The sequence below is a fragment of the Bacteroides faecichinchillae JCM 17102 genome, from assembly GCF_000614145.1.
GTDB lineage: Bacteria > Bacteroidota > Bacteroidia > Bacteroidales > Bacteroidaceae > Bacteroides > Bacteroides faecichinchillae.
This window is the reverse complement of the sequence record NZ_BAKK01000024.1, coordinates 37,097-60,996: the sequence shown is the minus strand read 5'-3', so window position 1 is coordinate 60,996 and position 23,900 is coordinate 37,097. Positions and strand designations below refer to the sequence as shown.

The 23,900-nt window shown below is 51.8% G+C and carries 17 protein-coding genes and 5 pseudogenes; 19 read left to right on the top strand and 3 right to left on the bottom strand.

What is annotated here, in order from left to right:
* Positions 1-25: 25 nt before the first annotated feature.
* Positions 26-901 (bottom strand): DMT family transporter, encoded by an 876-nt coding sequence (locus tag JCM17102_RS12840; protein WP_025075427.1) that lies wholly within the window; start codon positions 899-901, stop codon positions 26-28.
* Between the two features lie 77 nt (positions 902-978).
* On the opposite strand from JCM17102_RS12840, the gene JCM17102_RS31745 reads away from it, so the two are divergent.
* From JCM17102_RS31745 to JCM17102_RS30365, 3 genes are all read left to right on the top strand, one after another.
* A complete protein-coding gene (locus JCM17102_RS31745; protein ID WP_262481104.1) occupies positions 979-1,110 on the top strand; it encodes a hypothetical protein in 132 nt (43 codons plus the stop codon).
* Positions 1,111-1,294: 184 nt separating this feature from the next.
* Positions 1,295-2,530: a site-specific integrase gene (locus JCM17102_RS23770; protein WP_033886819.1), complete on the top strand. Its 1,236-nt coding sequence runs from the start codon at positions 1,295-1,297 to the stop codon at positions 2,528-2,530.
* An 11-nt stretch (positions 2,531-2,541) separates the two neighbouring features.
* Positions 2,542-2,916, top strand: a complete 375-nt coding sequence (locus JCM17102_RS30365; RefSeq protein WP_025075424.1) for a virulence RhuM family protein — start codon at positions 2,542-2,544, stop codon at positions 2,914-2,916.
* Positions 2,917-3,008: 92 nt separating this feature from the next.
* Here JCM17102_RS30365 and JCM17102_RS12815 read toward each other — a convergent pair whose 3' ends face one another.
* Both JCM17102_RS12815 and JCM17102_RS12810 read right to left on the bottom strand, forming a co-directional pair.
* Complete coding sequence (locus tag JCM17102_RS12815; RefSeq protein WP_033886815.1) at positions 3,009-3,305, bottom strand: helix-turn-helix domain-containing protein; 297 nt, start codon at positions 3,303-3,305, stop codon at positions 3,009-3,011.
* Positions 3,302-3,586: a helix-turn-helix domain-containing protein gene (locus tag JCM17102_RS12810; RefSeq protein WP_025075422.1), complete on the bottom strand. Its 285-nt coding sequence runs from the start codon at positions 3,584-3,586 to the stop codon at positions 3,302-3,304. The genes JCM17102_RS12815 and JCM17102_RS12810 overlap by 4 nt, the downstream gene beginning before the upstream one ends.
* A 181-nt stretch (positions 3,587-3,767) precedes the next feature.
* Between JCM17102_RS12810 and JCM17102_RS23760 the strand changes: the two genes are divergently transcribed.
* The 16 genes and pseudogenes from JCM17102_RS23760 to JCM17102_RS12710 all read left to right on the top strand — a co-directional run bounded on the left by JCM17102_RS23760 (position 3,768) and on the right by JCM17102_RS12710 (position 23,882).
* Entirely contained in the window at positions 3,768-4,142 is a 375-nt protein-coding gene (locus tag JCM17102_RS23760) for a helix-turn-helix domain-containing protein (protein ID WP_148302058.1), read from the top strand.
* 13 nt (positions 4,143-4,155) lie between these two features.
* The gene (locus tag JCM17102_RS32235) at positions 4,156-4,512 is read left to right on the top strand and encodes a helix-turn-helix domain-containing protein (RefSeq protein ID WP_025075420.1); all 357 of its coding nucleotides are present in this window, start codon (positions 4,156-4,158) and stop codon (positions 4,510-4,512) included.
* A 33-nt stretch (positions 4,513-4,545) separates the two neighbouring features.
* On the top strand, positions 4,546-6,207 hold the full coding sequence (locus JCM17102_RS12795; protein ID WP_025075419.1) for a DUF4099 domain-containing protein: 1,662 nt from the start codon (positions 4,546-4,548) through the stop codon (positions 6,205-6,207).
* 84 nt (positions 6,208-6,291) lie between these two features.
* Positions 6,292-8,377 (top strand): annotated as a pseudogene (locus JCM17102_RS27565) (type IA DNA topoisomerase).
* 158 nt (positions 8,378-8,535) lie between these two features.
* Entirely contained in the window at positions 8,536-8,982 is a 447-nt protein-coding gene (locus JCM17102_RS12785) for a DUF1896 domain-containing protein (protein ID WP_025075418.1), read from the top strand.
* Positions 8,972-10,293 (top strand): annotated as a pseudogene (locus JCM17102_RS32495) (N-6 DNA methylase); the annotation flags it as partial. The gene JCM17102_RS12785 and the pseudogene JCM17102_RS32495, both read left to right, overlap by 11 nt.
* A 510-nt stretch (positions 10,294-10,803) precedes the next feature.
* Positions 10,804-14,700: pseudogene (locus JCM17102_RS29765) on the top strand (helicase-like domain-containing protein); the annotation flags it as partial.
* Between the two features lie 83 nt (positions 14,701-14,783).
* Entirely contained in the window at positions 14,784-15,992 is a 1,209-nt protein-coding gene (locus tag JCM17102_RS12760; protein ID WP_025075415.1) for a site-specific integrase, read from the top strand.
* A 519-nt stretch (positions 15,993-16,511) separates the two neighbouring features.
* A complete protein-coding gene (locus JCM17102_RS12750) occupies positions 16,512-17,084 on the top strand; it encodes a UpxY family transcription antiterminator (protein ID WP_025075413.1) in 573 nt (190 codons plus the stop codon).
* A gap of 100 nt (positions 17,085-17,184) precedes the next feature.
* Complete coding sequence (locus tag JCM17102_RS29760) at positions 17,185-18,297, top strand: MraY family glycosyltransferase (protein ID WP_073349851.1); 1,113 nt, start codon at positions 17,185-17,187, stop codon at positions 18,295-18,297.
* Between the two features lie 86 nt (positions 18,298-18,383).
* Positions 18,384-19,153 (top strand): annotated as a pseudogene (locus JCM17102_RS27550) (polysaccharide biosynthesis/export family protein).
* Positions 19,154-19,160: 7 nt separating this feature from the next.
* The gene (locus tag JCM17102_RS27545; protein ID WP_373278894.1) at positions 19,161-21,353 is read left to right on the top strand and encodes a GumC family protein; all 2,193 of its coding nucleotides are present in this window, start codon (positions 19,161-19,163) and stop codon (positions 21,351-21,353) included.
* Entirely contained in the window at positions 21,341-21,592 is a 252-nt protein-coding gene (locus JCM17102_RS32490) for a hypothetical protein (RefSeq protein ID WP_373278893.1), read from the top strand. The genes JCM17102_RS27545 and JCM17102_RS32490 overlap by 13 nt, the downstream gene beginning before the upstream one ends.
* Positions 21,593-21,718: 126 nt before the next feature.
* Positions 21,719-22,304 (top strand): annotated as a pseudogene (locus tag JCM17102_RS27540) (CpsB/CapC family capsule biosynthesis tyrosine phosphatase).
* Between the two features lie 407 nt (positions 22,305-22,711).
* Entirely contained in the window at positions 22,712-23,383 is a 672-nt protein-coding gene (locus JCM17102_RS12715) for a hypothetical protein (protein ID WP_025075409.1), read from the top strand.
* The gene (locus tag JCM17102_RS12710) at positions 23,361-23,882 is read left to right on the top strand and encodes a hypothetical protein (protein WP_025075408.1); all 522 of its coding nucleotides are present in this window, start codon (positions 23,361-23,363) and stop codon (positions 23,880-23,882) included. The genes JCM17102_RS12715 and JCM17102_RS12710 overlap by 23 nt, the downstream gene beginning before the upstream one ends.
* Positions 23,883-23,900 lie beyond the last annotated feature (18 nt).

Below are 23,900 nucleotides of genomic sequence, written 5' to 3'. Positions count from 1 at the left end.
TCAGAAGTTTTATTTTACGATTTTCCTACTTCTTTTCCGCCAAGTAAACTCCTAACAAGATACAAGCAGCACCAGCCAAAGCTATCAGAGTAATATGTTCCTGCAATATCAATGCTGAAGCAACCATTGTCACCAATGGATTCAAATATATATAATTAGAAGCTCTCACTGTCCCCAATTGTTTCAGTACCACATTCCAGAGAACAAAACAAACCAATGAAGCCAATATTGCCAGAAACAACAAATTCAACAGAACAGTCGATTGCAAAAGCATACTGAAATCAGATCGCAACGGATGGATACAAAAAGCAGGAAGAATGGTCAGCACACCATAAAAAAATATCTTACGGGTAATAAATACAGTAGGATAACGCCCTGCCATCTTTTTAATAATCAGACTATAAAATGCCCATGACAAAGCAGCAAGTAAAGTCAGCAGATCTCCAACAGGAGATATCTTGAGCACTACACTCCCATTGAAAACAACAAGTCCCACCCCAACCAATGCCAATAATGAACCACCGATTAAACCTTTAGTCGCTTTCTCATTTTTATAAAACAACAAGGAAAGAATAGTAGTGAGCAAAGGAGCCGTACAAATAATAAAAGACACATTCGAAGCCTGTGTAATTTCTAAAGCTGTGTTCTCTGTAAAAAAGTAGAGAGAACCACCGAAGATACCACCTGCCATCAACCAAAATTCATCTTTCCATCTATGGGTAAAAAGCCGACGGGGAGAAATGAACCAAATACCTATATAAGCAATAAGAAAACGATAGAAAAAGATTTCCTGCGGAGTCAATCCATGTTGAATCAATATTTTGGTGGATATAAAAGTCAATCCCCAAATAGAGACTGTCAATATTGCAACCAAGTGATAGTATCCATACTTCAATTTCATACCTGTGGTTTTAAAGATGATGCAAAGATACAACAAAAAACTGAGAATGAGGGCAGAATGATGAAAAAACTATGAGAATGAGCGGATTAATTGATTTAGTTGGATTCTCTGTGAAGACAATGGATGCCACAAAAAAGTCAGTTGAAGCAAGAGTTGCGTTACTATCCCGTTACTCTTTTCGCTGGCGAGGAGGTCTGAAAAGCCCGTGAGGAAATGGCTGTAAACTATCGGAATACAGCGTTTCGGGAGGCAAAATTAGAGTAATATCTGATACAGCCTGCGGGAAAAGGACGAAAAAGACGTGAAGCGGATGCGATTGCGCCGATGTGCTGCGGTTTGCTTACAGCCTTTCAGCTCTACAGAAACTAATTTTGCAATTAAAAAACGTAGAGTATGAGCAGAAGCACTTTCAGGGTGTTGTTCTACCTCAAGCGCAACGCGCCGAAAAAGAACGGAATGATTCCCGTGATGTGCCGCATCACGGTGAACGGGAAGGTATCACAGTTCAGCAGCAAGCTGGACGTGGAGGAGAAAATGTGGAACGTGGAACTGGGCAAACTGACGGGTCGTAGCCTCGTGGCACAGGAGGGCAACCGTATGCTGGACAAGATACGGCTTGGCATCAACAAGGCGTATCAGGAAGTGTGCGACACCGACGGATATGTCACGGCTGAGAAGGTGCGCAACGCCTACCTGGGTCTGGGACAGAACCACAAGACCCTGCTTGCCGTGTTCAAGCAGCACAACGAGGACTATGCCAAACAGGTCGGCAAGATGAAGAGCGAGCGCAGCTACTGGAAATACTGCGTGGTGTACAACCACTTGTCGGAGTTCATCAAGCAACGCTACAAGATGAGTGACATCGCCCTACGTGAGCTGACACCCGCCTTCATCACCGACTTCGAGCTGTTCCTCCGCACGGAGAAGAACCACTGCACCAACACCGTATGGTCGTACATGATGCCCTTCCGCAGCATCATCTTCACCGCCATCAACAACGGCTGGCTGGCGCGTGACCCCTTTTATGCCTACCACATCACGAAGGAAGAGACCAAGCGCGGCTTCCTGACCAAGGAAGAGATTACGGCACTCATCAACGGCACGTTCAAGAAGAAAAGCTTTGAGCTTATCAGAGACCTCTTCATCTTCTGCTGCTTCACGGGACTGAGCTGGCGGGACATGTACAACCTGACGGAGGAGAACCTACAGACCTCCTTCGACGGGCATCTGTGGATAAAGACCAACCGCCAGAAGACAGGCGTGGAATCGAACATCCGCCTGCTTGACGTTCCCAAGCATATCATTGAGAAGTACAGCGGCATGGCGGAGGACGGACGGCTGTTGCCCGTTCCCTGCTATCCCCATTGCCGATACGGCATTAAGGCCGTCGCCAAGCAATGCGGTATCAACAAGAACGTGACCTGGCACCAGAGCCGTCACTCGTATGCCACCACCATCTGTCTCTCCAACGGTGTGCCTATTGAGACCCTGTCGAAGATGATGGGACACACCAGCATCCGCAGCACGCAGATCTATGCGAAGATTACCGCTGAGAAGGTAAGCAACGACATGGAGCGTCTGTCCAAGCAGATAGAATCCATGGAACAGTTCATTTGTCAGACCATCTAACACGGAACGCCATGAGAAGAATCATCAGAATAGACGAGCACGGAAGCGTACGCATGGAAGGCAACCCGCAGGAAGAGGTGTGGATGACCCTTATGGAGATAGCCGACCTGTTCAACCTCCCTGCCGCCACCATAGGCAGGGAGATAAGGCGCATCCGCAAGACAGGCGTGTTGGTGGACTATGAGGTATGCAAGTATATCCGCATGGCGGGCGGCTGTTCCGTGGACATCTACCATTGGGACATCATCGTCGCCTTGTCCTATCGGATAAACACCTTCTATGCACATGCCTTCCGGAAATGGCTGAAAGAGACAGCGACAAGAAAAAAGGAAAGAGAGGCACAACAAGCCATCATCATTCCCCTTTGGACTTTCGGCAATAACTGAAAGACCGGACAGACATAACAAAACGAAAAGACGGACGGACCATCCCATTCAACAGGGTTGCCCGTCCGTCTTTTTTTCGTCCCTATACATGACTATACATCCGCCTTGCGGTAGTTCGTTTCCAGCAGTCGCTGTATGTCATACTCCCGGTAGAGTGCCTTGCCGCCCAGCAGGATGAACGGCAGCACACGGCTGTTGCGCAGGTTCTGCAAGGTGCGGCGGCTCACCTTCAAGACCTCCGACACCTCCCTGTCCGTCAGGTAACGGTCACCGTTGAGCGGAGGCGTGTACTCCTGCATGAAACGGTTAATCCTGCGATGGCTGTTTTTCAGCGAGAGAAGCATGTCCGCCACCTGTTCCTGCTCCAGCGTGAGGATTTCCTGCTTCATAGGCAGCCCTCCTTTCCGCCTACAACGAGACTTGCCACGTCCTCCCTGCGGTAATAGAACTTCTTACCTATCTGCGAGCAGGCAATCAAGCCCTTGTCGCGCATCATCTGCAAGGTCCTCGGACTGAGGCGCAGCAGTCGGCACACCTCCTCGTTGTCCATCCACTTCGCCATACGGCGGTCTCTTTCACGACCGCACAGGCGGTTCACTTTCTCCGTCAGCGACGAGACATCCGCCATCAGTGCCTCGAACGCCTTTCTTTCAATGATTACTACTTCCATGATTCTGAGTGTTGCTGTGATTATCGGTGCAAAGTTACGCTGCGACCTCCTAAAACCACTCATTTCCAGCGCAGGTGGCAGCATGTGGAACCGATGGTTGAGCCATCCAAAGCCAATTGCAAGAAAATCTTCTATGAGTCATCTATGAGTCATAAGTTCACCCTTTTCATACCCTGTAATTTTGCAGCAGAAACAAGAAAAAACAGTATTGATTATGAACGTAATAATGATGGAAAGTGCCGCCTTTCAGGAACTGGTCGGGCACATTGAGAAGATAGCGGAGCACATCCGCAGGTATGAGGACAGACTGACTGTTCAACCACAAGAACGGTGGTTGAACAGCAAGGAGGTGACCGCTCTGCTCGGTATCAGTCTGCGCACCCTGCAACGCTATCGTGACGAGGGGCGCATCCCCTTCTCGCTGATGGGGCGCACCTGCCGCTACCGCCTCACGGATGTGGAGCGCATAATGAAGGAGTGCTCCATGAGCGGCAACGCAGAGCGCATCGGTGAGCTGCACAGACAGTATATGGTAAGGACTGGCAAGAAAACATAAAAACGGCAAGAAAATGGATACGTACAAGATAGAGCGGCTGTTCCACCTCCTCATGGAGCGGCTCGACAGACACGAGAAAATGCTCGACGATCTGCTATACCGCAGCCAGCGACAGGCGGCAGGTCAGGAGGAAGGTACGGAGTGCAAGCTGTACAACGGCGAACGCCTCTACGACAACCAGGACCTCTGCTTGATGCTGCAGGTGAGCAAGCGGTCGCTGCAACGCTACCGCACGTTAGGCATCCTGCCCTATCTCATGCTCCGGCAGAAGACCTACTACAAGGAGTCGGACGTGGAGAAATTCCTCGCGGAGCATATCGACTGTTTCCAGAAAGAAAAGATGGCGGACTACAAGGCCCGCATCCGATAACAATCAATGTTTCACAATTAAAAGTCAATCAAGATGGCAAAGAAAAAAGACGAGAAAGACGTGCTGATAGTCCGTGACGAGAAGACGGGCGAAATCAGCGTGGTGGCCGGATTACAGGCGGACGGCACCCCCAGACGCACACCGCCAAAGATGGAGAATGCACAGGACTTCCTCCAGTTCGACAAGAACGGCGACGTGCTCGACAACTTCTTCCGCAACTTCTTCCGGCAGTGCAAGGAACCCAGCCGATTCGGTTTCTACCGTATTGCGGCAGACCAGGCGGAGAACCTGCTCGGCGTGATGAAGGAACTGCTGAAAGACCCAGTGGCCAATGCCGAACTGCTCGCGCCCCACAAGGTGGACACCTCTGCCTACGAAAAACAGGTGGCGCAGGAGCAGAAGGCGCAGGAAGATAAGAAGCAGGAACAGAATCAGACAAACAATGTAGAACCCCAAAAACAAGAAAACATGGAACCGACGTACGAAGCTGGAGCAGAAGCCAAGTCTCGCTTGGACTATGCCCAGCAAGAAGGAGGAAGCCGACAGGCAACGAAACAACAGGAAAACGTGCAGCAGAATGCACAGGAGAACAAACAGGAGAACAAGCAAAGGCAAGGTTACCAGCCCATCGACGAAAGCCGCATCGACTGGCAGGCTTTGGAAAAGAACTGGGGCGTGAAGCGTGAGGAACTGGAGCAGTCCGGCGACCTGCAGAAGATGCTCAACTACGGTAAGTCCGACCTCGTGCGTGTCACACCCAACTTCGGAGGAGAGTCGTTCAGTCTCGATGCCCGCCTCTCCTTCCGCAAGGACGACGACGGCAACGTGCGTCTCGTTCCCCACTTCATCCGCAAGGAGCAGAAGCTCGACGAGTACAAGGGTCACAAGTTCACCCCGGAGGAGAAGAAAGCCCTGAAGGAGACAGGCAACCTCGGCAGAATCGTGGACTTGGTGGACAAGGCCACAGGTGAGATAACCCCCTCATTCATCAGCATCGACCGCAAGACCAATGAGATTACCGACATGCCCGCCGCCCGCATCCGCATCCCCGAACGCATCGGCAAGACGGAGATCACCCCACAGGAGCGAGAGATACTCCGTGCCGGACTGCCCGTCAAGGACAAGCTCATCGAGCGCAACGACGGCCGCAAGTTCGTCACCACCCTGCAGGTGAACGTGGAGCAGCGAGGCGTGGAGTTCGTGCCTGGCACGGGTAAGTCGCCCCGTACCGTGGAGGAGCAGAGCAACAAGGAATCACCCAAAGTGGCACAGGAAACCCCGCAACAGGACCCCGGCAAGCAACGTCGCAATACATGGACCAACGAGGATGGCAGCATCCGCCCTATCACCAAGTGGAAGGGCGTGCCCTTCACCGAAGAGCAGAAAGCCGACTACGTGGCGGGCAAGACCGTCAAGCTGGAGAACGTGCCCGACGACAAGGGCGTACCCTCCACCATGTACCTCCGCTTCAATCCCGAGAAAGGCCGTCCCTATCGCTACGACACCAATCCTGATAATGCCCAGAAAGTGGCTCCGGCAAACGAGAGCCGCACGCAGGTAGCCGTCAACAGTCAGGGCAAGACCAACGAGGCGACCAAGAATGTCAATGAGCCGCTGCAGAAGGGACAGACCGCCCCGAAGGATGATGTCCAGCAGAAGCAGGAAAAACGCAAGAGCAAAGGCATGAAGGTATGAGCTGGAGTGCCACCACTAAATCCATCATTATCCCGGACATGAGAATAGAAACAATAGGTAAAAACAGAAAAAAAGTAAATCAGTATGAAGACCATTATCGCAGAGAAGCCCTCCGTGGCACGTGAGATAGCCCGCATCGTGGGCGCGACCAAGAGAGAAGAAGGTTATTTTTCCGGCAACGGCTATGCCGTCACATGGGCCTATGGGCACTTGGTGCAGCTCACCATGCCCGAAGGCTACGGCATCCACGGCTTCGCCCGTGAGCACCTGCCCATACTGCCCGACACCTTTACCCTGCAACCCCGTCATACCAAGACGGAGAAGGGTTACAAGCCCGAACCCAGCGTCGTCACGCAGATACGTATAGTGGGCAAACTCTTCGAAGAGAGTGAGCAGATTGTAGTGGCCACCGATGCCGGGCGCGAGGGCGAGCTCATCTTCCGTTACCTCTACAGCTACCTGAACTGCCGCACGCCCTTCGTACGCCTCTGGATCAGCTCACTCACCGACAAGGCCATCCGTGAGGGACTGCGCCACCTCGAAGAGGGCAACCGCTACGACCGCCTTTATCATGCCGCCAAGGCACGTAGCGAGGCCGACTGGTTAGTGGGCATCAATGCCACGCAGGCCATGACCATCGCCGCAGGCAGGGGCACCTACTCCCTCGGACGTGTACAGACACCCACGCTGGCCATGGTGTGCGCCCGCTACTGGGAGCACAAACGCTTCACGCCCGAACCTTCTGGCAGGTGCATCTATCTACGGACGGCACAGGGGAACAGACGGTGAAGTTCTCTTCCGCAGAGAAGTGGAAGGAGAAGTCCCCTGCGGAGCATATATATAATAAGGTAAAGGCGCAGTCCTCCCTGCTTGTCACCAAGGTGGAGTGCAAGGAGAAGGTGGAGGACACGCCGCTGCTCTACGACCTCACCACCCTGCAGAAGGAAGCCAACGCCAAGCACGGCCTCACGGCGGAGAAAACCTTGGAGATAGCGCAGAAGCTCTACGAGAAGAAGCTCATCACCTATCCTCGCACTGGCAGCCGCTATATCCCCGAAGATGTCTTTGCCGAAATCCCCAAGCTGCTCGCCTTCCTGGGCGGCTATCCCGAATGGATTGGCAAGGTGCCCCACAGGGACAGGCTGACCCGCCGCAGCGTGGACGGTAGCAAGGTGACCGACCACCACGCCCTGCTTGTCACGGGTGAGAAGCCCCTCTTCCTCTCCAAGGAGGACAACACCGTCTATCAGATGATAGCCGGGCGCATGGTGGAAGCCTTTTCCGACAAGTGCGTCAAGGAACTCACCACCGCCACCGCCCTCAGTGGCGAGGCGGAGTTTGCCGCCAAGGGCTGCGTCATCCGTCAGGCGGGATGGCGTGCCGTGCTGGGCGAAGAGAGCGAGGAGCAGGTATTGCCGCATTGGAAGAGCGGCGACACCCTCGCCGTATGCGGCGTAAGCCTCACCGAGGGTAAGACCAAGCCGAAGCCCCTGCATACCGAAGCCACCCTGCTTTCAGCGATGGAGACGGCAGGTAAGGACGTGGAGGACGAGGAGGTGCGTCAGGCCATGAAAGAATGTGGCATCGGCACTCCCGCCACCCGTGCCGCCATCATCGAGACCCTCTTTGCCCGCGGCTACGTACAGCGTTGCAAGAAGTCGCTCGTGCCCACCGAGAAGGGGCTGGCCCTCTATTCCGTAGTGAAAGGGATGCGCATCGCCGATGCCGCCTAACGGGAGAGTGGGAACGTGAACTGGCACGCATCGAGCGTGGGGAGAAGGAAGCCTCCGCCTTCCATGAGGAGATAGAGCGATACACCACGGGAATCACCGCCGAACTGCTCTCCTGCGACAAAATCTTCGGGCACAAGCCCTCCGGCTGCACCTGTCCCAAGTGCGGCAAGGGGCAGATGCAGTTCTACGGCAAAGTGGTGCGTTGCGACAATCCCGAATGCGGTCTGCCCGTGTTCCGCCAGAAAGCCAACCGTGACCTGAAGGACGAGGAGATCAAGGAACTGCTCACCGCCGGGAAGACCTCCCTGCTGAAAGGCTTCAAGAGCAAGCAAGGCAAGAGTTTCGATGCCATTATCGCCTTTGATGCCGACTTCAACACGGTATTTGTCTTCCCCGAAGTGAAAAACAAGGGAAAATATTCCCCGAAGAGGAAATAAATGAGTACCTTCGCCACTGAATCAAAGTCGAATCGTTCTTGTTCTTCTAAGACCGGACTGATTTACTTTGGATTTAGTGGTGGCACTTCGGGAGGGATACCCGGAGTGCTTTTTTTCTTCTATCCACATCTTATTATCCACTAAATCCAAGAATAGACATGAACAAGAACGAAAAAAAGCGGAAAGAGCTGTCGTACTACCACCTCTATCTGCAAAAACACCTTCAAGAGAACCGTTTTGAGCAGGCCGATGATGCCTCCTTCATCGAGACCCGTGCCGACCTGGCCGCAACCGCCTACGAACAGGCACGCCGTGAGGGCTATCCCATCGAGGGAGCGCAGGAACTGGCGATGCAGACCCTGCTGAAAGGGCTGCACCACTCCAGATACGCCATCCTGCGTGAGGTCATCACGAACGAGTTTGCCTACGAAATCCCTGAAATGCGGCAGGAAGCCCTTACCACGAAACTGCTGCCCTTGGTGGACAGCGTGTTCTCCATCTACGACCTGTCTGACGACCATTTCGCCCAGTCGTTGGACTATGACCTCCTGTACAGCGAACTGACGGGAGCTGTCGTACTCTATCTGGCCGAGTATGGCGTTTAACCGCAAGCAGCGACTGAGGGACAATATCGAGGCGATACGGACGGCATTCCTCCTTGACCGGGAAGGGCGCACCCCCACCGAGGCCGAGCGCGACATACTGCGCAGGTACTGCGGCTTCGGAGGCTTGAAGTGCATCCTTAATCCCGCCAAGGAACTGACGGATGCCGTCCACTGGGCGAAATCCGACCTCGAACTCTTTGCACCCACGGCGGAACTCCACCGCCTTATCCGTGAGAATAGCCGTGACGAGATGGAGTACAAGCGTTATGTCGATTCGCTGAAAGGCTCCGTGCTCACGGCCTTCTATACCCCGAAGGAAATCACAGATACCCTCGCAGGCGTGCTTGCGGGGCAAGGTATCATGCCCGTACAGTTGCTGGAGCCGTCGGCAGGCATGGGATCTTTCGTGGACTCCATGCTGCGCTACGCACCCCAAGCCGATGTGATGGCTTTCGAGAAGGACCTGCTGACGGGCAGGATGCTTCGCCACCTTCATCCCGACCGGAAAGTGCGTATAGAAGGTTTTGAGAAAATAGAAAGACCTTTCAACGACCATTTCGACCTTGCCCTGTCCAACATTCCCTTCGGCGACATCGCCGTATTCGATGCGGAGTATGAGAAGCGTTCCCTCATGCACCGGGCAGCGGCGAAGAAGATACACAACTATTTTTTCCTTAAAGGACTCGATGCCGTGCGTGACGGCGGCATCGTCGCTTTCCTCACCTCGCAGGGTGTGCTGGACAGTGAGAGCAACAACGGCACCCGCTTCCTGATGATGAGGAACGCCGACCTGCTGTCGGTGGTGCGTATGCCTAACAACCTCTTCACCGAGAATGCCAACACCGAGGTGGGCTGCGACTTGATTATCCTCCAGAAGAACAGCCGCAAGGAAGAGCTGTCGGAGGATGACCAACTGTTGACGCAGACGGTGAAGGACAACCATACCCATGTGACGACCAACCGCTATCTGCTGGCACATCCCGAATTGGTCATACACACCAGTGCCAAACTGGACACCGACCCATACGGAAAACCTGCGATGGTCTATCTGCATGAGGGCGGTGTGACGGGGATCGCCGAGGATTTGCGTAAGCGGATTGATGCCGATTTAGCTGCACGATTGGATATGGCACGCTATAAGGCACGTCGGAGGAGATACCAACCCAAGCCATTCCGTCTGCGACCAAGGAAACCAAGATAGCGGAAGAAGTCCCTACAATTACAGAGTCTCCGAAAGAACAACCCTCAATAGATCATTCTGCTGAGGGGAAGGCGGTACAGCTTACCCTTTTCGACCTATGGGAGTACACCGTTCCGCAAGAGAAGCCTGTCCCGAAGAACAAAAAGAAGTCTGCTGTCGCCAAACAGGCACAAAAGGGGAATAACCCCACACCTGCCCGTGCGGAGAAGACGAAGAAGCAGGATGGTGAATCATTGCAGCCTTCACAGAAAAATGCAGACGATGCCCCCAAAGAAGAAAAGAAGGTCCTGCCGGGCGACATCTATGCGGACATCAACTGGGAGGACAACCCACCCATCAATGGTTTCTATGAGACCATGATGACGTTGACTCCGGAGAAGCGTGTGGCATTGCGCCAGGAGGCGGAACGCCATCGTCAGGAACAGTTGAAGAGACTGGGCGTGGCAGACACACTTAATCCCGCCTTCATACCTCCTATGGGAGAGATAAAGCCGTTGCCCGAGGTAGAGCCGAAACATACAGAGGCAGAGCAGACTGTAGATAAAGCTGCGCAGCCCCATGGAAATGGATTGCTCCAAGGTACAGCCAATGCCCCTGCCAAAAAGGAGCAGCAAACGCTTGACCTTACCCCGCATCCTTATGACCGCACATTGGAGCCCCATCACCGTGAAGGCTCCATCGTGCTCGATGCGTCAAGGAACGTGGGCTATCTGAAAGACCTCACGCCCTACGGAGCGATGTTCCATCCCGCTGACCTCAACGGATTCCAGAAAGAGAAACTGATGATCTACATCTCCCTGCGTGATGCCTACGAGCGTCTGTACAGCTATGAGGCGGAGCACCACGAGGAGAACAAGCCGCAGCGAGGCTACCTCAACACCTACTATGACGAATTCGTCCTGCGCTACGGCCACCTCAACGCCAAGCAGAACGTGAAACTGCTGCTGATGGATGCCGCAGGACGCGACATCCTCTCCTTGGAGCGTGAGGAGAACGGGCAGTTCGTCAAGGCCGACATCTTCGAGCGTCCTGTGTCCTTCTCTATGGATGAGGTCGTGCAGGCCAACTCTCCGGAGGAAGCCCTGTCCGCCTCACTCAACAGGTACGGCACGGTTCATCTCGACTACATGCGCTCGCTCACCGATACCACCGAGGAGGAACTGCTCGCTGCCCTCCACGGCAGGGTCTATTTCAACCCCTTGTCGGACGCTACGAAATCAGCGACCGTTTCATAGCCGGGAATGTCATCGACAAGGCAGAGCGCATCGAGGCATGGATTGCCGACAATGGGGAGCATGAGCATCTGGCGGAGGCCAAAGAGGCGTTGCAGGCATTGCAGGATGCCGCCCCGCAACGCATCACCTTCGAGGAGCTTGACTTCAACTTCGGTGAGCGGTGGATACCTACGGGCATCTACTCCGCCTACATGAGCCACCTCTACGAGACCGATGTCCGCATCGCCTATGCCCCCGGCATGGACGAGTTCTCCGCCGTGTGCGACCGCAAGAACATCAAGATTTGGGACGAGTTCTGCGTGAAGGGCTACTACCGCCACTACGACGGCATGAGCCTGCTGAAGCACGCCCTGCACAACACCTGTCCCGATATGATGAAGTGCATCGGTGAGGACGAGAACGGCAACGACATCAAGGTACGCGATGCCGAGGGCATACAGCTCGCCAACGCCAAGATTGACGAGATACGTAACGGCTTCTCCGAATGGCTCGAAGAGCAGTCGCCGGAGTTCAAGGAACGGCTCGTGACGATGTACAACCGCAAGTTCAACTGTTTCGTGCGTCCGAAGTACGACGGCTCGCACCAGACCTTCCCCGACCTTGATCTCAAGGGGCTGGCAAGCCGTGGTGTGAAGGACATCTATCCCTCGCAGAAGGACTGCGTGTGGATGCTCAAGCAGAACGGCGGCGGGATATGCGACCATGAGGTGGGAACGGGCAAGACGCTGATAATGTGCATGGCGGCGCACGAGATGAAACGGCTGGGCCTCGCCCACAAGCCGATGATTATCGGGCTGAAAGCCAATGTGGCGGAGATAGCCGCCACCTACCAGGCGGCCTATCCCAACGCCCGCATCCTCTATGCCTCCGAGAAGGACTTCTCCACCGCCAACCGCGTGCGTTTTTTCAACAACATCAAGAACAACGACTACGACTGCGTCATCATGTCGCACGACCAATTCGGCAAGATACCCCAGTCGCCCGAGTTACAGCAGCGCATCCTGCAGGCGGAGCTTGACTCTGTGGAGGAGAGCCTCGAAGTGCTCCGGGCGCAGGGCAAGGACATCTCGCGGGCCATGCTCAAAGGACTGGAGAAGCGCAAGTTCAACCTGGAGGCGAAGCTGCAGAAGGTGGAGCACGCCATCAGCTCACGCACGGATGACGTGGTGGATTTCCGCCAGATGGGCATCGACACCTGTTTGTCGATGAGAGCCACCAGTTCAAGAACCTCACCTTCAACACCCGTCACGACCGGGTGGCGGGCTTGGGCAACTCGGAGGGAAGCCAGAAGGCCCTGAACATGCTCTTTGCCATCCGCACCATACAGGAGCGCACGGGCAAGGATCTCGGGGCGACGTTCCTCTCCGGCACCACCATCAGCAACTCGCTCACGGAGCTGTACCTGCTCTTCAAGTATCTCCGCCCGAAGGAGCTGGAGCGGCAGGACATCCGCTGCTTCGATGCCTGGGCGGCCATCTTCGCCAAGAAGACCACCGATTTCGAGTTCAACGTGACGAACAACGTGGTGCAGAAGGAGCGTTTCCGTTACTTCATCAAGGTGCCGGAGCTGGCCGCCTTCTACAACGAGATTACCGACTACCGCACGGCGGAGGATGTGGGTGTGGATCGTCCGCACAAGAACGAGGTGCTTCACCACATACCGCCCACACCCGAACAGGAGGACTTCATTGAGAAGCTGATGCAGTTCGCCAAGACGGGCGACGCCACGCTGCTGGGCAGGGCGGCACTCTCTGAGACGGAGGAGAAGGCGAAGATGCTCATCGCCACCGACTATGCCCGAAAGATGGCTCTCGACATGCGCATGATAGACCCTGCCTATGAGGACCACCCCGACAACAAGGCGAGCCACTGTGCCAAGACCATAGCGGAGTATTACCGCAGGTATGATGCGCAGAAAGGTACGCAGTTTGTCTTCTCAGACCTTGGCACCTATCAACCAGGTGATGGATGGAATATCTATTCTGAGATCAAGCGCAAGCTGATGGAGGACTACGGCATCCCTGGCCATGAGGTACGCTTCATACAGGAGTGCAAGACGGACAAGCACGCAAGGCGGTGATAGCCGCCATGAATGAGGGAACGGTGCGTGTGCTCTTCGGCTCCACCTCCATGCTGGGCACGGGAGTCAATGCGCAGAGGCGGTGTGTGGCCATCCATCACTTGGACACCCCTTGGCGACCGTCCGACCTGCAACAGCGGGACGGACGTGGCGTGCGTGCCGGCAATGAGATTGCCAAGCATTTTGCAGGGAACAACGTGGATGTCATCATCTATGCCGTGGAGAAGTCGTTAGACAGCTACAAGTTCAACCTCCTGCACTGTAAGCAGACCTTCATCTCGCAGCTGAAAAGCGGAGCGATGGGCGCACGTACCATTGATGAGGGTGCGATGGACGAGAAGTCGGGCATGAACTTCTCGGAATACATGGCCATCCTGTCCGGCAATACCGACCTGCTTGAAAAGGCGAAATTAGAGAAGCGCATCGCCTCGCTCGAAGGGGAACGCAAGTCGTTCAACAAAGGCAGGCGTGAGTCGGAGTTCAAGCTGGAGTCCAAGACAAGCGAGCTGCGTAACAACCAGGCGGTCATCGCTGCCATGACGGAGGACTGGGAGAAGTTCACTGCCACAGCCAAGACCGACAAGGAGGGCAACCGCCAGAACGCGCTACGCATAGAGGGCGTGGATTCCACCGACGAGAAAGTCCTCGGCAAGCGTTTGCAGGAGATAGCCAAGAACGCCGTCACAGGAGGAATTTACCAGCCTGTCGGTGAACTGTACGGTTTCCCCGTCAAGGTGGTCAGCGAGCGAGTGTTCAAGGAGGGGCTGGAGTTTACCGACAACCGTTTTGTGGTGGAGGGGAACTACAAATATACCTACAACAATGGACACCTGGCGATGGCCGACCCGATAGCGGCAGCACGCAATTTCCTGAATGCCTTGGAGAGAATACCTTCCATGGTAGAGCAGTACAAGGAGAAGAACAAGGCACTGGAACGTGACATACCGCAGTTGCAGGAGATTGTGGGCAAAGTGTGGAAGAAGGAGGACGAACTGAAGCAGTTGAAGTCCGAACTGGCCGCATTGGACCGCAAGATCCAGTTGGAGCTTGCACCGCCTGTTCCTGAGGTGAAACAGCAGGAAGAAAAGCAAGAGGTTTCTGAACGGCCAGTCCTGCCAAAGCTTCCTCAGACAGAAGAGATACAGATAGCCTCCGTGCCGCTATCCGGCAACCGCATGGCTGGAAGGTTCAAGATAGGCTGACTATCCTATAATATATTATAATAAAGGAGGGTGATTGACGAACGGTCGCCCTTCTTTTATCCGACATAACCAATCATTCATATATGGCAAAAGCAAAAATCAAGTTTCGTGCCTCTTCTGTCGGGATGAAGGAGGGCACGCTTTATTATCAGGTGATACACAACCGTGTGGCGAGGCAGATCCATACAACGTACAGACTTTATCCCTCAGAGTGGGATGCGGTAAGCTCATCCATTGTTCTGCCGTCTTCCTCCACTTCAGGGCGATATTCGTATCTTCTTTCCCTGCAGGAGACATTGGAGGCGGACAGAAAGAAACTGCTGCTGGTCATTGCACGGTTGGACAAGGAAGCGCAACCCTATACTTCAGACAAGGTTGTCGAATATTTCCGTGAAGGAAAGGTGCTACATGGCATCATCGGCTACACGGTGGAGCTGAACGACAAGCTGCGTAAAATCGGCAAGAGGCGCATGGCAGACAGGTTCACCACAACCATCAACAGTCTACGGAATTACCTGAAAGGAAACGATGTGCCGTTGGAGGATGTGGATGGAACGATGGTGCTGGGATATGAACAGTGGCTGAAAGAGCGCGGACTTTGTCGCAATACCACCTCTTTCTACATACGCAACCTGCGTACCATCTACAACCATGCCGTGGAAGAAAAACTGGTGGTCTCTTCCTCACCGTTCAAGCATGTATATACCGGTATTGACAAGACCGTCAAACGGGCTCTTCCTTTGGATATCATCAAACAGTTGAAAGATTTGGATTTGAGTCTGAACCCTCGGATGGACTTTGCAAGGGATATGTTCCTGTTCAGTTTCTATACCCGTGGAATGTCGTTCATTGACATGGCACAACTTACCCCGAGCAATCTGCAGGGCGGTATGCTCACTTACCGTCGTCAAAAGACGTCGCAACAGCTACACATCAAATGGGTAGAACCCATGCAGAAGATTGTCGCGAAATACCAGACAGACGACTCTCCCTATCTTCTTCCCATTGCCACCGGAGAAGGAGCTTTATTCTGGAAAAGATACAAGAACGCCTACAAACGCATCACCAATCAATTGAAGAAAATCGGCGAGATGATGGGACTATCCATCCCGTTGACCACTTACGTTGCACGCCACTCTTGGGCAAGTGCGGCAAAGAGCAAGAACGTAGCTATTTCCACCATCAGCGAGGGTTTGGGACACGATTCGGAAAAAACGACCCGGATTTATCTTTCCTCATTGGATACCTCTGTCGTTGACAGGGCAAACAACCTAATCATCAATTCCCTGTAAATAGCAAAACATCATGCTACCGCATAAAAATACCGCAATTCCGTGACTGATGCAATTGTCATGAAGTTGCGGTTTTCTTTTGTATGTCTGTTGTTTTTATCCTCGAATGTTGAGCAAAAAGAGGATTCTCTCTTTAAGAGAAACTCTTTCCGCTGCAAAATTATGAAATTTATTGCAAATCACCTAATTATTGAAAGGATTTTTTGGCTAAAAAGCCGAAAATTCTTAATTTTCATCAACCGATTGTTGAGTAAAACAGGCTTTATACAAGAAATGGCACCTATAAATCAAGGGGTTTGTAAAAGAGGGGTTCTCTTAAAGAGAGAAACACCTTTTACATACCATTTCCGACCGGTATTTCATGCCGAAAAGAGGGGTTTTGCAGAGGGTGGACTCTGAAAGATGAGATAGATGACCATTGTAGTCAAAATTTAAGTAAGATACTGATATACAGACAGATACAAAAATCTGGGTGAACTACAAGTATGCTCTTTTTTAAATATACATTGCAAAAAAGGTATGGCAAATGAACAGGACAAGAAGACCAAGTCGTGGTATGTCATGCGGGCCTACAAGAACGAGAAGACTGCCGAAAAGCGACTCTCTGACCAAAAGTACGGTCTGGAACATTTCATACCCAAGCAGAAAGTCCTTCGCACCATCAACGGCAAGAAAGTCATTTGCATGGTACCTGTCATCCATAGTCTTGTGTTTGTTTATGCAAGTCATACGCAGATTGTTGATTTCAAACTCAATTATTATAACGACCTCCAGTTCGTCACGTGGAAAAGTGGCGGTGAACTCATCTATCTGACCGTACCCGATGAAGAAATGACCAACTTCATCAAGGTATGCAAACAGACGGAGAAAGAGGTACACTTCTACCCAATCAGTGAAATTAACAAGGAGAAAGAGAAGATTAACATTGAAAAGGGCAAGAGAATAAGGGTACATGGCGGACCGTTCGACCAAGTGGAGGGCTACTTCATGAAAGTGGCCAAGAAGCGGGGTCGCCAACTTGTCGTAATCATTCCCGATCTGCTGGTGGTTTCTGCAGAAGTAGAGCCGGAATATATTCAAATCATAGACTGAGATTATGGAGAAACGAATTACCCCCCCCCGTATTGATTGATACAGAGGAATTAGTACAGGACAGACCGACACAAACGGCCTATTAAAGTAAGATTAGAGTATGAGTTTAATTTGGATTGTCAACATCCTGTCGGTATTCTTCCTGTGCGTGTTTTTCGCAGGAATAGTGATACCGCAGATTCTGCTCATCGCCTTCCGTAGGCGACTGTTCGACAAGCCGGACGAGCGGAAGATACATCAGTGTGTAGTGCCCAGGCTTGGCGGTATGGCCTTCAAGCCCGTAGTATTCTTCTCCTTCATCCTGCTTCTTGCAATTAATGTCTCGACGGGACATGATGAGCTGCAGAAGGAAATAGGCGCAGAAGCGTTGCCATTGGCATACGCCTTCTGCGCCATCATCATGTTGTACCTCGTCGGCATCGCCGATGACCTTATCGGAGTGCGCTACCGTGCCAAGTTCTTCATCCAGATAGTCTGCGGCATCATGCTGGTGGCGGGAGGAGTTGAACTGTCCGACCTCCATGGTATGCTGTTCATCCATTCCATGCCCTTCTGGGTGAGCATTCCCCTGACCATCTTCGTCACGGTGTTCATCATCAATGCCATCAACCTCATCGACGGCATCGACGGACTGGCATCCGGGCTATGCAGCATCGCTTTCCTGTTCTACGGACTGACCTTCATCTGGTTCCACCAGTACCTCTATGCCATGCTTGCCTTTGCCACTTTGGGAGTACTTATACCTTTCTATTATTATAACGTGTTCGGCAAGGCGGAAAAAGGACGCAAGATATTCATGGGCGACACTGGCAGCCTCACCATCGGCATCATGCTCTGCTTTCTGAGTATGCAGGTATCGCACCTCTCTGCCACCGCCTCACCCCATCACGTCAACCCCTTCGTCATGGCGTTCGCTCCCTTGTTGGTACCATGCTTCGATGTGGTGCGAGTCTATCTCCACCGTGTGAAAAACGGCAAGAATCCCTTCCTGCCCGACAAGAACCACATCCACCACAAGCTGCTTGCCATCGGTATGCGTCAGCGCACGGCCATGGTCTCCATCGTGCTGACCTCCACCGTGCTGACCTTCCTCAACATTCTGCTTTCCGCATACATCAATTCCAACCTGTTGCTTTGCATGGACATTGTACTTTGGACGACGGCAAACATCCTTATAACCAAGAAAATACACCGACTGGCAAAAATACGGTAAGTTGCGCCGATCATCCCTTTTGTCGAAAATAGAAACTATAGTTACAATAAGAAAATGAAATTTGCAAAATTCTATCATTGGCCCTCATGGTACTCGCAGCAGTATCGTGTAGCACACCCAAGGAAATCAGCTATTTCCAGGATTTACAGCCGGGTGTAACGGAACTAACCATTACAGACCCCGTAGAAATCAAGGTGCGTCCGAAGGACAAGCTCTCTATTTTAGTAAATGCACAAGACCAGAAACTGACCAACATGTTTAACCTGCCTATCGTTTCCCAGCAGATAGGCCAGGAAAGCATGGGCAGTTCAGGCACCAGTCGCGGAGTGTCCGGCTATACGGTAGATACCGACGGCTACATCAATTTTCCTGTATTGGGAAAGATAAAGGTAGAGGGAATGAGCCGCGAGCAAATAGCCGAACACCTGACCGGACTGCTCAAAGAGCAGGAACTGATTAAGGATCCTGTGGTTACGGTGGAATTCATGAACCTTGGCGTATCTGTCTTGGGTGAAGTAAACAGGCCTGGACGAATCAGTATCAACCGCGACAACATGACCATTCTTGATGCATTGAGCGAAGCCGGAGACCTGACCATCTTCGGCAAGCGTGAGAAAGTACTCGTGCTGCGTCAGGAGAACGGCAAGCAGCGGTCTATGGCGTAAACCTCTGTTCCGCTGACCACATCTACACTTCTCCTGTCTATTATCTTCAGCAGAACGATGTGGTGTATGTCACGCCCAACGACACCAAGTCCCGCCAATCCACCGTCAACGGCAACACTGTCCGTTCCACCTCGTTCTGGATTTCACTGGCATCACTGATTACGTCCATAGCAGTACTTATAGCAAAATAACTTCAAGATGGCAACCATACAAAAGAAAATCCAAGTCCATAATACACAGGATTTTATCCGTATTCAGGATCTTCTATATTTGTGCCTCGCCAAGTGGCACTGGTTCGTACTTTCATTAGCGGTCTGCCTCGGAGTGGCAATAGCCTATCTCCTGCGCACGCCGCCTGTATATACCCGTTCGGCATCCATCCTCATTAAGGACGACTCCAAAGGCAAGTCCGCCTCGACAGACATGGAATCCTTTGCCGATTTCGGAATCTTCACTACCAATACCAATGTAAACAACGAGATGGGGACACTCCAGTCGCCTGACTTGATGCGTGAAGTAGTGACAAGGCTCCATTTGGAGATGAACTATCTTGTGGAGGGACGTTTCCACAAGAACACCATCTACGGTGACCAACTGCCTGTCGCAGTTACCCTCACTGACTTCCCCGACAACCAGTCTGCCGCTTTCCAGCTTCATTTGGGCAAGGACGGACACTACACCATCAGCGACCTAACCCGGAACGGTACCCCTGTTGAAGGAGAGGTGAATGGTCAATTGGGCGACACCATTCAAAGCCCATTCGGCAAGATGGCTGTCACGGCTACCGCCCATTACCGGAAAGGACAGGAGACCGAAATTGAGGTCATCCGTTCCACCATCAAGGGAGCGGTAGGCGATGCCTCTTCCCGTTTGTCCGTGGTACAGAATGATGAGAAGTCCAACATCATCTCCCTGTCCTTTCAGGATGTTAGCATCCAGCGTGCCGAAGAAGTTCTCAATACTCTGATTTCCGTGTATAATGAGAATTGGGTGAAAGACAAGAACCAGATAGCCGTCAGTACCAGCATGTTCATCAACGAGCGACTCGGTGTGATAGAAGGCGAACTGGGCAATGTGGATAACGATATTTCTTCCTATAAGAGCCAGCACCTGCTGCCCGATGTACAGGCAGCCGCCAACATGTACATGGCGCAAGCCAGTGAAGCAAATGCCGCCATCAAGTCGCTGAACAACCAGACCTACATGGCGCGATATATCCGCAACTATCTGACGAGCGAGACTAACCGTTTCCAGTTGCTTCCCGCCAATTCGGGTATAGACAATCCGAACATAGCGTCTCAAATCAACGAATACAACAACCAACTGTTGGAGCGCAACAATCTGGTATCGAAGAGTAGCGTGAAGAACCCGTTGGTTGTCGAGATGGACGCCTCGTTGGCCGCCATGCGCAAAGCCCTTGTCTCGTCCATCGACAACCAGTTGGTGGCATTGGAAGCGCAGATCAGAAGCCAGCAGAGCTATGGCGGACAAGCCACCTCTCAGATAGCCTCCAACCCCAAGCAGGCCAAGTACCTGCTCAGTGTGGAGCGTCAGCAGAAGGTAAAGGAGTCGCTCTACCTCTACCTGCTGCAGAAGCGTGAGGAAAACGAGCTGTCGCAGGCCTTCACCGCCTACAATACCCGCATCATCTCACAGCCCGACGGAAGCATGGCTCCTACAGCCCCTGTCAAGAAAAACATCTTGTTGGTGGCATTCGCCTTGGGGTTCCTTATCCCCGTAGTCATCATCTTTATCCGCGAGAACACCAATACGGTAGTCCGTGGCAGGAAAGACCTCGAAAGCCTCACTGTGCCCATCATCGGCGAAATTCCGCAATACTTCTCCTACAAGCGTAAATGGCTTTTCCGCCGCAGGGTGAAGCCCAACACGAAAGCCATCGTGGTGAAAGAAGGTAACCGAAATGTCATCAACGAGGCGTTCCGTGTGTTGCGTTCCAACATGGACTTTATGTTGGCTGCACAGAAAGAGCAGAATGTCTTTGTCATCACCTCTTTCAATCCCGGCAGCGGCAAGTCGTTCCTTGCCATGAACATCGCCATGAGTTTTGCCATTAAGCAAAAACGTGTGTTGGTGATTGACGGCGACCTTCGTCATGGCAGCACCTCCTCCTACGTCGATTCTCCTGAGACAGGATTAAGCGACTATTTGAGCGGAATGACGGATAACTGGAAGAGACTGATTGCCTACGATAACAGATATGAGAACTTCCATATTCTTCCTATCGGTAAAGTTCCGCCCAACCCCACCGAACTATTGGAGAACGGAAGGATGGAAACCCTTATAGAGCAGCTACGCAGTGAATACGACTACGTGTTCATCGACTGCCTCCTATCGACATTGTGGCGGACGCACAGATATTGGAAAAGATAGCCGACCGCACCTTCTTCGTCATCCGTGCCGGGCTGCTCGACCGCTCCATGCTTCCCGAAGTGGAAAGCATCTATCAGGAGAAGCGTTTTAAGAACCTGTCACTCATTCTTAATGGCACGGAAAGCACTGGCGGCCGCTACAGTTACCGCTATGGCTACCGTTATGGCTATCACTATGGATATGCCTCTTACTATAGTTCGAAAGAGAAACGGGGGGGTAAATGGGTGGTTATCAACTGATTAATTATAAATTTAACCGTGTGGCCATTCAATAGAAAATATAGCATTACCAGCAGCGGTATTCTTGAACGGTTTACCGACTGGCATTGCCATCTTCTACCCGGTGTGGATGATGGTGTGCAGACCATGGAAGAAGCCCTACAGATACTGGCTTCCTACGAGCAGTTCAGGGTCAAGGAGGTCTGGCTTACTCCTCATATCATGGAGGACATCCCCAACAGCACCGCTATGTTGCGCACCCGGTATGCAGAACTGAAGTCAGCTACAAGGTCCCATCATCCTGCGCTTGGCCTCTGAGAACATGCTCGACAACCTGTTCGAGGAACGTCTGGCGCAGGGCGACCTATTGCCGTTGGGCAAGGAAGGCAAGCACCTGCTGGTAGAGACATCCTACTTCAATCCGCCCTACGGCTTGCAAAACATCCTGCTTCGTATCAAATCAAAAGGCTATGTTCCCGTTTTGGCGCATCCAGAGCGGTACGTCTATATGGAGCTGAAGGATTACGAACAACTGAAACGGTTGAATGTCGCCTTCCAGCTCAACCTGCCCTCCTTGGTAGGAGCCTATGGTGCGGATGCCAAGCGCAAGGCCAAGTGGCTGTTGGAGAATATGTATTATCAGTTCAAAGGGACAGACACCCACAGCCTGTCCTCATGGGAAGCCATTGCCCATAAAAAACAAATTCCGAAAGACGTAATGCGGATGTTTTGAGACACCATGCATATACATCTTTCGGATTATGTTATAAATCTGACTATTTACTGATGGCTATAGTAAACCACAAGTTCACTAACTGCAATAGTAAATATCAGTATCATAACCGTTTAATCTATGGGCATGATACACAAGATAACAACCCCAATGCTGTCAATACGGCAATGATGGTCCGGATGACTTCAAGAATTATTTTCACCAATTCAATTTTCTTCATTTTTGTTTTCATAATGATGATTTTTATTTGTTGCTGAATAGATAATTAATCACTTGTCATGGCCATTGACACCACAAAAGTAGCTTGACATATAAGAATAGCCATCGGCATCTGAAAAGGGTTAAAATATCATCTGAAATCATCTAAAAAAAATAAGGGTTGCAGAACCTAATTGCGTGTAATCAATATGAAACAGAAAGAACTTGAACAGAAACTTCTCAACCGACTCAATGGAAACCAAGAGAAGTACAGTAAATACACCAACCTTCTCTCCACCTGTACCAAACCATATGATGTGGCACTCAAAGTGGTAAAACCGATGTTTATTGAAGGCCTTGTCAGTAAAGATGACATCAGCAAGAAAGATTATTATGGTACTCTTGCCAAGTTAGTTGAACTTTTGAACAAACATCGCATAGCCCCTACGAGCCTCTACTATCATATCATAACTAATATTTCTAAGTGGAAAGAGGAGAAGAATGAAGCCCAAAATAACGAGCCGTTCCGCCAAGAGACAAGAATAAAGCATAATCAGGATGGCAGTATGGAGATATTCAACTATCTCTATCTGAAAGAAGTTCCCGACAACGTAGCTGAATTACTGAAACCATACATAGAGTTAGGCTATGCAGAGGTGAAGAAGAAACTCCAGCGGAATTTCAATGCTCGTGGCGAGTCTGAGGTAATGGAGATAGGATGTTCCGCATGGCTCATGCCAGATGTCATTCTGACGCTAAAAGAAACATCTGGCGATATGACGGTGAATTTCAAGTCTCATTATATTCGTCAGGAGCAAATTACCCTTGATGAGGCATTGGGAATTGTAGATTCGGAAGATGAAGAACAGGAAGATTTATGATGATGTGCTGACCCAATACAACAAGGAGCAACACACAGAAATCAGCATGGAAGAGGATTTGCTGGGTCCATTCACACCCTGCATCGACCTTGAAGAGCAGACCATCACCCTCAATCCGCATATTGAGACGATATTCACGCTGTTCAACATGGGTACGGTCAACAGGACAGACGGCAGCAATGCCATCCACCACTTCCTGCTCTACCATCTTGCCATGGGCAAGAACCTGTATGCCAAGGCTGAGGAATTGCTACATCTGCTCCAAGCCGACCTTCGCAGCTTTAAGGCGACCGTGTCGGATAACAAGCTGCCTCTCACTGACATCTTTATGGAATGTCAGACCATATTCCTGCTGATGCACGAGGCAAGCCACATCTTCTACCATCATCATCCCGACATTCTTGCCGACAACAGCAAGGCCATGAAAGATTATCTACAGTGGCTTCGAAGCGAGTTAGACACCGACCGTCCTTTGCTGGTCAGACTGATGCATGGCTGATACCCGGCTTGCGTGGGA

What these genes read in the sequence shown, in the direction of transcription:
- JCM17102_RS27545 (WP_373278894.1), top strand. Translation starts at nt 19,161, where the DNA reads ATGGCAACCATACAAAAGAAAATCCAAGTCCATAATACACAGGATTTT.
- JCM17102_RS12795 (WP_025075419.1), top strand. Translation starts at nt 4,546, where the DNA reads ATGGCAAAGAAAAAAGACGAGAAAGACGTGCTGATAGTCCGTGACGAG.
- JCM17102_RS12710 (WP_025075408.1), top strand. Translation starts at nt 23,361, where the DNA reads ATGAAGAACAGGAAGATTTATGATGATGTGCTGACCCAATACAACAAG.
- JCM17102_RS12760 (WP_025075415.1), top strand. Translation starts at nt 14,784, where the DNA reads ATGGCAAAAGCAAAAATCAAGTTTCGTGCCTCTTCTGTCGGGATGAAG.
- JCM17102_RS32235 (WP_025075420.1), top strand. Translation starts at nt 4,156, where the DNA reads ATGGATACGTACAAGATAGAGCGGCTGTTCCACCTCCTCATGGAGCGG.
- JCM17102_RS12785 (WP_025075418.1), top strand. Translation starts at nt 8,536, where the DNA reads ATGAACAAGAACGAAAAAAAGCGGAAAGAGCTGTCGTACTACCACCTC.
- JCM17102_RS12840 (WP_025075427.1), bottom strand. Translation starts at nt 901, where the DNA reads ATGAAATTGAAGTATGGATACTATCACTTGGTTGCAATATTGACAGTC.
- JCM17102_RS12815 (WP_033886815.1), bottom strand. Translation starts at nt 3,305, where the DNA reads ATGAAGCAGGAAATCCTCACGCTGGAGCAGGAACAGGTGGCGGACATG.
- JCM17102_RS31745 (WP_262481104.1), top strand. Translation starts at nt 979, where the DNA reads ATGAGCGGATTAATTGATTTAGTTGGATTCTCTGTGAAGACAATGGAT.
- JCM17102_RS30365 (WP_025075424.1), top strand. Translation starts at nt 2,542, where the DNA reads ATGAGAAGAATCATCAGAATAGACGAGCACGGAAGCGTACGCATGGAA.
- JCM17102_RS23770 (WP_033886819.1), top strand. Translation starts at nt 1,295, where the DNA reads ATGAGCAGAAGCACTTTCAGGGTGTTGTTCTACCTCAAGCGCAACGCG.
- JCM17102_RS12810 (WP_025075422.1), bottom strand. Translation starts at nt 3,586, where the DNA reads ATGGAAGTAGTAATCATTGAAAGAAAGGCGTTCGAGGCACTGATGGCG.
- JCM17102_RS12715 (WP_025075409.1), top strand. Translation starts at nt 22,712, where the DNA reads ATGAAACAGAAAGAACTTGAACAGAAACTTCTCAACCGACTCAATGGA.
- JCM17102_RS29760 (WP_073349851.1), top strand. Translation starts at nt 17,185, where the DNA reads ATGAGTTTAATTTGGATTGTCAACATCCTGTCGGTATTCTTCCTGTGC.
- JCM17102_RS12750 (WP_025075413.1), top strand. Translation starts at nt 16,512, where the DNA reads ATGGCAAATGAACAGGACAAGAAGACCAAGTCGTGGTATGTCATGCGG.